The sequence below is a fragment of the Dyadobacter sp. CY312 genome, assembly GCF_021390535.1.
Taxonomy (GTDB): Bacteria; Bacteroidota; Bacteroidia; order Cytophagales; family Spirosomataceae; genus Dyadobacter.
The window spans coordinates 245,616-256,847 of record NZ_JAJUXG010000001.1 but is presented as its reverse complement, the minus strand read 5'-3'; the positions used below and the strand labels follow the sequence as shown (position 1 = coordinate 256,847).

General features: G+C 44.0%; 5 protein-coding genes. All 5 read right to left on the bottom strand.

The annotated features are described in order from the left end of the window. Window positions 1-404 precede the first annotated feature (404 nt). Window positions 405-1,334, bottom strand: coding sequence for a ThuA domain-containing protein (locus tag LZG71_RS01090; protein ID WP_233816204.1), 930 nt, complete (start codon window positions 1,332-1,334; stop codon window positions 405-407). A gap of 89 nt (window positions 1,335-1,423) precedes the next feature. Then, the gene (locus tag LZG71_RS01085) at window positions 1,424-2,320 is read right to left on the bottom strand and encodes a hydroxypyruvate isomerase family protein (protein WP_233816203.1); all 897 of its coding nucleotides are present in this window, start codon (window positions 2,318-2,320) and stop codon (window positions 1,424-1,426) included. Window positions 2,321-2,461: 141 nt separating this feature from the next. After that, window positions 2,462-4,270: a RagB/SusD family nutrient uptake outer membrane protein gene (locus LZG71_RS01080; RefSeq protein WP_233816202.1), complete on the bottom strand. Its 1,809-nt coding sequence runs from the start codon at window positions 4,268-4,270 to the stop codon at window positions 2,462-2,464. A gap of 12 nt (window positions 4,271-4,282) precedes the next feature. Beyond that, on the bottom strand, window positions 4,283-7,423 hold the full coding sequence (locus LZG71_RS01075; RefSeq protein ID WP_233816201.1) for a TonB-dependent receptor: 3,141 nt from the start codon (window positions 7,421-7,423) through the stop codon (window positions 4,283-4,285). Between the two features lie 134 nt (window positions 7,424-7,557). After that, a complete protein-coding gene (locus tag LZG71_RS01070; protein WP_233816200.1) occupies window positions 7,558-10,665 on the bottom strand; it encodes a PVC-type heme-binding CxxCH protein in 3,108 nt (1,035 codons plus the stop codon). Window positions 10,666-11,232: the final 567 nt, after the last annotated feature.

Genomic DNA, 11,232 nt, shown 5'->3' with positions numbered 1-11,232 from the left:
GCAGCCTGGGCCTTAGGATTTCTTTCCCGTCTCAAAAAGGTTTTGAAACACCACCAGATTTGAAAAGCCGGTCTCCATCTTCAACTGTATAAAACACACTCTGCCAGCTACGCCCTCCTGCGGAGCAAGTCCAAACCGGCTACTCGGACGAGAATACCGAGCGTTTATTAGTGTCAATAAGAACCTAAGCATCTTGATACTAGATTTACGTAACGCAAAAGGCTATCTCCGTTTTATTACGAAGATAGCCTCAATGGAGTATACCGATATAATTATTGATTATTGACGCTGACATTCTTGATAAGTCAGGTCTATCTTGTCTGAGCTCAATCCACTTCATGTTAAAACACTCGTGAGTATTTCTCACAACCTTACCTCCGCAGCGACAATATTACCAAACCTAACTACTTACCTGCTGGTTTGGCCGGAACTGGATTCATTGCAGCAATGTCAGCACGGTAGCTGACAGTAGTAGCCGTGGGAAAATTTGCAGGTACCTTTTGGGTAACTTTTCCTGTTGCCACCCACTCTGTCCCGCGTAGCAATAAAACACCAAAATCCACAGAGCTCATTCCTATCGGATCGTGCCCGGTTGTATGGTGAAAAATTCTGCCCTTGCCATAGTTTAGAACCATGATCTGTGGTTCATCATATCCGGTCCCGTGATTGTTTTTATCCGAATAACCAGTTGCAAGTACGGTCATATTTTCACCAGGCCCACGCAGTTTCGCGTACAGCTCATCATTATGATGCATCCAGACCGCTGGTAATCCTCTGGTTACAGGATGATTTGTATTGACGAGCTTTATTGGAAATGGCAACCTGGCCCCGTGACTACCTGCACTACCTGGCTTCTTGTCCTCCACTAATTTTCCATCCTTGTAATACCAGTATGGCCCGCTTTTCTCGTCGCGGTCGCGCCATCCACCAACACCAACCATTTTGTTGAATTCAACCCAGCCGGGAAATGAGTTGTTGGCCGCATGCACAATTACCAGACCACCACCATTAGACATGTACTGTTCAAATGATTTTTTCAGGGCATCAGGCCAGCGCTCTGTCGGTACATCATAATTCAGTACAATAGCCTGGTAGTCTATAAATCTTGGCATAAAATTACTAAAATCGCCGTCCTTCCCGGGTGCGGAAACAACCTCCACCTGAAATGGTTTGTACTCCTCCAACAGCTTTTTCATAATCTGTGTACCGATATCAATGCGGTGATATGGGTTGGACTCTCCATCCAGAATCATGATACGCATCGGTTTTTGCGCTGTAACAGCACAGATGGAAATCAGAAAGAGAATCCCAATACTAAAAATCACCTTTTTCATAACTGCTGATTTACATTTCTGAATAAAAACTAAACTACAATGAACTGCGGATAATTACTGCAATAATCCGCAGAAAAAAGCGATCTGCCTCAGGAAATATCGCAAATGGTTACAGCTTGTTTTAAGGACGCAATGTCATCCTTACGGCTTGGTATAAATTCTTGCCCTACAAATCCCTTGTAACCGGTGTCAACGATTGCTTTCATTATCGCAGGATAAAAAACCTCCTGGCTTTCATCTATTTCATTCCTGCCCGGAACGCCCCCCGTGTGGTAATGCGAAATGTATTTATGGTACTTTTTAATCGTTGCAATCACGTCGCCTTCCATGATCTGCATGTGATAAATGTCATACAATAACTTAAATTTTTCGGAACCTACCATTTCGCATAAACCTGCTCCCCAGGAAGTACGATCACACATATAATCCTTGTGATTCACCTTGCTATTGAGCAGCTCCATTACCAGTGTCACATTGTGTTTTTCGGCGGTCGGCATGAGTTTTCTTAAAGCTACAGCACAGTTTCTCATTCCGTCCAGATCACTCATTCCACGTCGATTGCCCGAGAAACAAATCACCTGATCATATCCCGCTTGTTGGACCTGCGGTATCAAATCTTCAAAACCCTTGATGAGTTCTTCATGATTTGCCGGATCACAGAAGCCCTTTTCCAGATTTCTGGTGATTCCTTCTCCCCATGGCAATGCACAGGTAAGACCGTACTTTTTAAGAACCGGCCATTCTGAGGGACCACACAACTCAATTGATGTAATGCCCAATTTTTTCACTTCATGAGCAAATGTCTCAAAAGGGATTTTATTATAACACCATCTGCATACCGAATGTCTGATTTTACCATGAAGGACCGAGCCAAGTACCTTTTGAGTTTCGCCAAATACGTTAGTTAAGGTCAAGGGCAAAGCCAGTACACCAGCCCCCTTCACCATATTTTTCAAAACAGAACGTCTGTCATTATTGATTGTCATTATTAAAAGCGTTTAAAAAGAATCAGAGAAAAATAAATACAACTGACAAGCTAGTTTCAACATTGGATTTTGCTTCCGGGCCTGCTTTAAGTTAATCATCAAAAACTGACCAATTAGCAGAACCCGAAAGCAAAATCCATATTAATCGTAAAGCGGATTTTGAATCAGAAGTTTATTTCTGTTCATTTCATCCAACTTGATAGGCAGCAAATAATGCCGGTCTCTCCACCCGCGTTCCTGCACTTCTATCACCTTGTAAACTGGTTTGGTTGCCGTTGTTCTGTCAGCATTCAGCGGATATCTTACATCCACACCTTTTGCATGACCAAAAGTGCTGCCTGCAATCATCCATCTTCTCACGTCAAAATACCGGTGATCTTCGTAGGCAAGTTCAATTTTACGTTCGTTGCGGTAACGCTCCACCAATGCAGCGCCGGTTTCGGTAATGTCGGGCATCCCAGCCCTTTTCCGTATCATATTGATGTACGTTTTAGCTTCTGTTTCCTGTCCAAGGCCTATACACGCTTCTGCATAATTTAGCAGTATTTCCGTGTAACGCATGTATCTCCAAGGCCAGTCCTGCTTTACATATTGTGCATCGATTTTAGGATCGACAAACTTACGCAGGTAATAGCCAGTGTAAGTTCCATTCCAGTCTTCTATTGGTCCTTTTCTGGTATCCAGACCCGGAATTACATCCGTTTGACTTGTTGTGGCATTCCACCGCTCCCAAAATCCAACCTGAATAATCCCAACAGGGTCACTGGCTATCACGTCCGAAGGGCGCTTTCTCCATGGAGCTCCTTCGTAAAGAATGGAGGCATAAAAACGGGGTTCTCTGTTTTTATAAGGATCCTTTGCATGTTCAGGATTTGCCCAGCTAAATTTGGTGCCGTCCTTCATTTCATAAGAGTCAACCAGCTGGCCAAGGGGCGTATTGCTTCCCCAACCATGGTAGCCATTTGGGTTATTGTACAATCCCGGATTGTAACCGTCCCATTCCTCATCTGTTTTAGGAAGGAAAAAGCGTACGAAAATATCCTCAGAATTCTCTTTGGTCAAAAACATTTCGGCATAATTATCGGCTGCTGACTCACCAGTACCCGGTACCGGCTTGTACATACTGTATACTCCCAGATCCATCACTGCTTTGCAGGCAGCCTTGGCCGATTCCCAAAGCGCAGTTCTGTTTGCTCCAACGTAACCAACTAATTCAGGATTGGCATAACCTGTTGCCCATTTGGATTGATTATGATACAAATCGCTGGCAGCATAAAGTAACAATCTTGCTTTAAGTCCCAGAGCTGCCCCTTTTGTAGCACGACCTTTCAGCGCCGCATCCGAATAGACGGCAGGCAACATCGAAGCTGCTTTATCAAGCTCTTCCGAAATAAATTTCACACACTCTTCAAAGGTATTGCGTTTAACCTCATAGTTTTCACCAAGCCCGTAGGCCTCTGTAACAATTGGAACTCCACCATAAATGGAAAGCAGGTTGAAATACAAGTATGCTCTTAAAAAATGTACTTCACCCGTAAGCCGGGTTCTCATTGCTGCATCGTCGACCGGGGCGGCTTGTATTCTGCCCATAAAAATGTTGGCAGCACGAATGTACTTGTATTCGTTTTCCCAGATCATCCCCTCTTGTCTGTTATAGGTATTCCAGATCGAATAATCACTCGGAGTGACCAGGCTCTTGGTAACATTACTACTCCCGAAATCACCATTGTACATGGATTCGTCAGATATAGACGCCATCATGATGTTACTAAATCCATGAGGGATTCCGAAATAAATACTATTTACAAAAGCCTGAATAAGCGCTGGATCGTTCCAGACAGCAGCTTCGGAGTATTGATCCAAAGGAGCTTTGTCAAGAAAGTCGGTGTTGCAGGAACTACTGAAAAACAACAAAAAGTATATGGTAATAATATGTGCGATTTTTTTCATCTGTTGTTCTGATTAAAACGTAAATAGTAAACCTGTGTTAAACACTTTCTGCGAAGGATAGCCCTGTCCGGATTCACTGCTTGTTTCAGGATCAAAATCCTTGTAATCAGGAGTGAATGTTAGCAGGTTGAGACCGCTCACATAAATTCTCGCTACCGACATACCGATTTTTTTGGTAAACGCAGCCGGCACGGTGTATCCCAGCTGAAGGTTTTTTAAACGCACGTAATCGGTATTTATCAGAAAGAATGTATTTCGGTTATTGCGCCAGTATTCGTTGCTGCGGTTGAATGTTCTGGGTCCGCTTGCATCCGGGTTCTCAACAGTCCATCTTTCGTCGTAAAAACTTTTGAGGAAATTACCGATCTCACCAGACTCGGTGTTGATGTATTGCACAGCACCCATCGAACCCTGGAAAAGTACGGCCAGGTCAAAACCTTTATATTGCGCATTGAGAGACAACCCTGTTGAAAAGCGCGGAATGTTTGTTTTGTGGTTTCTCACACGGTCGTTACCATCGATTTTTCCATCGCCGTTCACATCTTCAAATCTGATATCACCAGGTCTGGCCCCATCCCAATGAGGATAAGCGTCGATCTCTGCTTTATCCCTAAAAATACCACTCGCCTGATAAAAGAGATCGTTGTTGGGGTTTAATGGATCCGTAGGAATCGGGAAACCTGTTGATCGCTGATAGTCGGGTACTCCGGCAGACTCATCCCAGAATTTGATCTTGTTGCGCTGATAGCCTCCGTTAAAACCAACCTGATACTTGAAATCTCTGATTTCGTCGCGCCATCCCAAATTGAATTCAAAACCGCTGTTAGCAACCTTTCCAATGTTTTCACGCGGCAGTGTCAGTCCGGCAGATGTAGGAATAGAAGCATTTCTTCTCCATAATATCTGAGAGCGCACGTTACTGAAATAATCTGCTTCCAGTGTCAGTCTGTTGTTTAGAAATGCGGTTTCAAAACCGATATTGGACTGATTGGCAACTTCCCAGGTTACGTTAAGGTTTGGAATACGAGCCTCATAAAGCGTTTTATGCTCTTGATCTATACCAAAAATAGCATTCTGATTGCGGATCGGGCTGGTTGCACCACCTTCCCAACGACCAAAAAGGTAGGATGCCAGAAACTGATATTCATCGATACGGTCGTTTCCGGTTTGTCCCCACGAAGCACGGAGTTTGAGATTATCCATAAACTTGACAGGCTTGAAAAAGTCTTCTTCCGATACTCTCCAGCCCAAAGAAACGCCTGGAAAAAATCCGAATCTTTTCTGTTGAGGAAATATATAGGAGCCGTCGTATCTCCATACGAATTCTGCCAGATACTTTTCCTTAAGATTGTAATTCACACGACCAAAATAGTTGAGCCTTGCACTTTGAAATGGCATACCGGTGTTGTCCTTCTGGGCATCACCTCCTGCAAAAAGCTCATCGATGGAAGTAGAGAGAAAAAACCTGCGAAAAGCTTCAAAACGTCCGCCGGAACCGGTTCTTCTTTCAGCCCCAAACAATACTTTTAGATTATGGATATTGTTGATCGAAGTCTCATAATTTAACAATCCGTTTATCAGGATATCTAGTCTGTCCTCCGATCTTTGAGTCAGGCGTGCATCTTCAAATCCTTTTTTACCGCGGATCAAAACTGGCTTTCCCTCGGCATCATAAGTTTGCTTATCCCAAGAATAGAGGTACCAGGGCGTTTCGAATCGCTTTTGAAAACGGAATGTTTTGTCTACACCCGAATTGGTTGAGAATGATAAGCCTTTCACCCACGGAACCTGAACATTGAGACGAATATTGCTCTGTAAGTAATACCACTTATCGTTATCATAACCGGTAGCGTCCGTGCTTACAACCACAGGGTTATCTCCGTATTCGATATCAGGGCCTGGTGTTCCGTCGGGCCAGTAAGCAACTTCATTCGGTTTGCCGCGCATCACCATCCGAAAAATATTCCCCGCAGAGCGGATTGGATAGTTTTTGTCTTCCAAACGACCAGTAACATCAAATCCAACAGTGATATATTTGTTGATTTTACCGTCCAGATTGCTTCTGAAATCTGTCTGCTTATATTTATTTGCGCTGTTTTTGTAAAAACCATCCTGAGTTTTTGAACCCACGGAAACAAAGTATTTGACGGCTTCACTACCTCCTGAAATGGTAACATTTGTATAGTTTTGACCCGACCACGGTTTCAATACTTCCTTGTACCAATCTGTATTGGGATACTTCCATGGATCGGAGCCATCTCTGAACTTCTGAATTTCTTCGGGAGTGAATTTGGGAACGTAGTTGGCAACATCCGCCTGCTTATAGTATTCTATTTCATTTTGCAGTGTTGCATATTCTGCGGCGTCCGTAAGTTTAGGAAGCCGTGTTGGTTTTCCCCATCCCTGGTTGAAATTCAGTGTCACTTCCGGCTTACCCAGCTTCCCTCTTTTGGTTGTAACCAAAATTACTCCGTTAGCCGCCTGAGCACCATAAATTGCCGCAGAAGCATCTTTGAGAACGGAAATACTCTCGATACTGTTTGGGTCGAGCCTTTCGAGCGATCTGCCCGGTATACCATCAACTACGACCAAAGGATCGTTGTTGCCAAGACTATTTACACCGCGGATTCGCAATGTAGAATTGTCACTTCCCGGCTCACCAGACGGTGTTACAGCAACTAACCCTGGCAAACGACCAGACAAGCTGCTTCCAACATTCATCGCAGGCGACTGCTGAATATCCTTACCTTGCACTGCAACTACTGCACCGGTAATGGTTGCTCTTTTTTCAGTTCCATACCCCACAACAACTACTTCTGATAGCGATTTCACATCAGTGGCCAGGGTAACATCAACCACCGAACGGTTGCTAACGGGCACTTCCTGGGTGTGATAACCGATGTAGGAGAATACGAGTGTTTCGCCTCCCTTTGCTTCAAGTGTAAATGTTCCTTCAACATCAGTCACAGTACCGGTAGTAGTACCTTTCACCAGTATGCTCACACCAGGGAGCGGCTGTCCTTGTTCATCGGCAACTTTTCCTTTAATCGAGGAATTTTGTGCTAAAAGCTGGGTAGCAAAAAGTAGGAATAAGGGAACGTAGAGTATTCTCCTGCTGATACAAAAAGTTAAATTTCTAATAAATGTTGTCATGAATTGGCAAGGCTTAAATAAAATGGACATTTAAAAATTTACGCATAGGTTCTTCACGATCAGATCATGAAGCAAAGTAGAACAGACCGTAAAAGATGGATTGGATTATAGTTTTCGGCTGTAAAGCCGTTGCGTTATATTTTCTTTAAACTCCCCAGGTACTCGACCATATTCACTAGTTCGTCGGTAGTCATTGCGTCCTGAAGACCTGCCGGCATCATGGAATCCTTCATTTGTTTCATTGATTTCACCTGAGACATTTTGTATTCCTGGGTTGAGCCGCCTGGAAATTTGAGAATAAGATCTGTTTCGGTTTTACTTGAAACAATTCCCGCTACCACGGAGCCGTCTTTGAGGGTTACTTCGAAACCTTCGTAGCCGAAGCCAATACCGGCATTTGGCTCGAATATAGCCGAGTACAACGCCTCTTTGGGTAGCTTGCTACCTATTTCGGACAGTTTCGGACCAAAGTCCATTCCTGTGTTGTTAACCTGGTGACATACAGAACAGTACACTTGGAAAACCTCCTTACCTTTTGAGGCATTTCCTTTCATGGCGGTCAGCTCTTTTAATTCAGGATGTTTTCTGGTATTAGTCAGAGTGCCTTCCAGATACCTAGCGGCTTCTACTTTAACAGATTGCCTCCATGCACCACTCACGCCCTGAACTGCGGCAATTTTCAGGTCTCCCGATAGCTTATCTGACTTTAATAAAAGTAAAACCTGATCCTCTCCTTTCATTGTACCTCCAAGCGACTTGACAGCCTCAGTTCTGACTGGTAAAGAGTATGAAGGATCAAGGGAAACTTTTTCAAGAATTTCGAGTGACTCTTTACTTCCGGCGGATCTAATGGAAGATAGAACGGCCTGGGCTTTGGTTTTATCCTGTCCTTTTATTGTCTTCCATATCAGATCAGAACCGCCCTGTATTAATAATTGCTGCCCGGCCATCCTAACCAAATTCACCTGAGAACCAGACAATGCAAGATCAAGCAGACGCTTGTTTTCGCCAACCAGCTCATAGCGTGCTACCAATTCAAGATAAGTTGCTGTGCCATAAGATGCATCCAGTAGTTTTTTTAGCGAAGCCATCGCCTGGGGTGATTTTTTTACAAAATCCGGATCAAGATGTCGCAATGCCAACTCGTTAATCTCACTTTGATTTACAGCATTTCCATTCATTATTTTAACCAAGGCCGCAGATTTTTCCTTTGCCGCTGGATTAAAATCAAATGCACGGAAATAGCGTAAACGCTTTTTCAAATCGACCGCATTGTCGCTCGCCAGGGAAGCCAGCAGGGTAACTGATTCCTTGCTACGTGAGCGCCAAACGATATCCTTGCCAGCCTGGCTGTCAACAGGGCTGGGGCCAGCAATTTTCAGCCAGGCTGTAAAAAACGAATCCCACTGCCCCTCAGCTCCAATTCCAAGCGCTTCCAGATACCAACGGTCTTTCCCATCATACTGTTTGGCTAACGTGGCCCACAAATCCGCTGCACCGTTGAGCTTACTTCCATATAAAGCCAGGGCACATTCACGGCGAACCTGCGCATCCGCATCATTAACGACCTGACCTAAATATTTTACCAGATCCTGACTTTGTTTTTCAGCAACAATCCGGATGGCAGCTATTCGCATGTCAGGATTTTTATCCTTCAGGGCATTTTCAATATATGTTTTATTTGAAACATCAATATTTGCCAATGCCCAAAGCGCACGTGCGCTCATTCTTGGATTTTCCTTATTGACTAATAATTTTTCAAGGTCAGGCTTTGCCGCAGCACCCATTTTCATCAATGCGGTCCAGGCCAGATAACGCACGGAAACGTTAGGACTTTGTAGCGCAGAAACGGCACCCGCAGCAGTTGAAAAATTTGTTTCAGGTATTTTGTACGATGTTTTTGGAGGCGCAATCCGGTACAGACGCCCCTTACTTTGATCTTTTGCCTGATGGCCTCCCACGCCCGGATCATACCAGTCCGATATGATCAGCGAGCCGTCCGGTGCAACACAAACATCCGATGGTCGAAACCACTGATCTCTTTTACCATCCACCAGGTTAACAATGCTGGCTGTATAACCGGCACCCGAATTTTTAACTGGATAAGAACGGACTACATTGTGACCTGGCTCGCAGTGAATCATCTGATCCCAAAACTTCCTGGGCAGCAAACGTCCTTCATACACTACCATTCCGGTTGGCGATCCCGATCCGGTCTGTAATAAATTAGGTACCACACCCGGGTCATTCAAATGCCAGTGGCGCAGGGGAATTGAATCTTCAACATTGGTGCGATTTGCACGCCAGCTTGCACCGGTCAACTCATCCGTATAGCCATAATTACCGTTTTGCATCACGTAATTGATCCTCACACTCTTGTTGCCATCATCATCATTATCCGATTGCCACATGGTTCCGTAACTATCCACAGCCACTTCGAAATTGTTTCGGAAATTATTACCCACCACTTCTATGTTTTTGAAGTCGGGATCGCAGCGAAACACCATTCCCTGTTTGAGTTTTTTAAAATCGATAGGTTGTCCGTCTTTTCCTATAACCGGCTTTCCTTTCCCGTCAAGAAGATGCCCGCCTTCGTTTCCAAAATTGAAGTATAATTTTCCGTCAGGGCCAAATGTAAATGCATGCATTCCATGATCGTGTTGCTCGCCGCCCACCCCTTCAAAAATCACTTCCTTTTTATCGGCTTTCCCATCACCATCCACATCTGAAAACTTCCATACGTAAGGGCTTTGTGAGACAATCACATCGTTACCCATTACCCATATACCCAGAGGCGCATTAATTTCTTTCCCCTGATAAAATACTGTGGTTTTATCAGACTTGCCGTCACCATCAGTATCCTCCAAAATCAATATCCGATCCCCTTCGCTGTTGGTCGGATTTCCCGTGATAGCCGGACGATAATTGTATGCTTCACATACCCAAACCCTACCCCGATAGTCAATATCAATATTTGTAGGGTTGACAAGAGTGGGTTCCGATGCGAAAAGAGTCGCTTCCAATCCTTCGCTAACCGACAATCCAGCAGTGGCGTATTTAGGAGATCTTTTTTGTTCATCTGTCAAATCCTTGTACAAACTGTCAATTGTAGAACCGCTGAAAGTACTCGGGTTGGTGCGTTGGTAAAAAGCCGCCATTACTACCATGAGAACGCAGCCCGCCAAGGACAGGCCAAAAGTTTTCCTTGCCTTCATAAACTGATTGGTTAAAATTGGTTTCATAAATTGATAAATGTGCGTACTATGGCACTCCAAAAACAGATAAAAAAATGAGCTTTTATTTGGTCATGCATGTACCATCTGCTATGCATTTTTGTTTTTCCCCTCACATGCATTTTGTACAGATGCCATGTTTGAATCAGTGCTTTAAACTGCATCTTGACTCTGGCAAAGGAATTACAATCCAGCTTGAAAATGTTTCGATATCGTACATTTAAATATTCCAATCGTACATAATTTACGCCTTTGGAGCTCAGAAAGGGCAAATTTGAATTTTGGCTCCTTATTGCCTGGTCAAAATTGTCGGCAATAGCACCATGGGAATGTGTAGGAGAAAAATTTAAATTTTTCTTACAAAAAGAACACACTCGACGATTATGTACTTAATCGTTTCTACGGCATATGCGAATCGCAAATAGCATAACTCGGAAAGACTGCCCAAACCTTGGCGTTAATAAGATTGTGGTAATCCTAAATTTATCACTAAGGTGTAAGACGCATTAGAATAGCTGCTCTACTATGACCTCCTCTCGGAGAAGAGCGGAAGTTTGAAAAAGAGTTTGTCGATAC

Excerpts from the sequence above, each read along its gene's own strand:
- LZG71_RS01075 (WP_233816201.1), bottom strand. The coding sequence starts at position 7,423 with ATGACAACATTTATTAGAAATTTAACTTTTTGTATCAGCAGGAGAATA.
- LZG71_RS01085 (WP_233816203.1), bottom strand. The coding sequence starts at position 2,320 with ATGACAATCAATAATGACAGACGTTCTGTTTTGAAAAATATGGTGAAG.
- LZG71_RS01080 (WP_233816202.1), bottom strand. The coding sequence starts at position 4,270 with ATGAAAAAAATCGCACATATTATTACCATATACTTTTTGTTGTTTTTC.
- LZG71_RS01090 (WP_233816204.1), bottom strand. The coding sequence starts at position 1,334 with ATGAAAAAGGTGATTTTTAGTATTGGGATTCTCTTTCTGATTTCCATC.
- LZG71_RS01070 (WP_233816200.1), bottom strand. The coding sequence starts at position 10,665 with ATGAAACCAATTTTAACCAATCAGTTTATGAAGGCAAGGAAAACTTTT.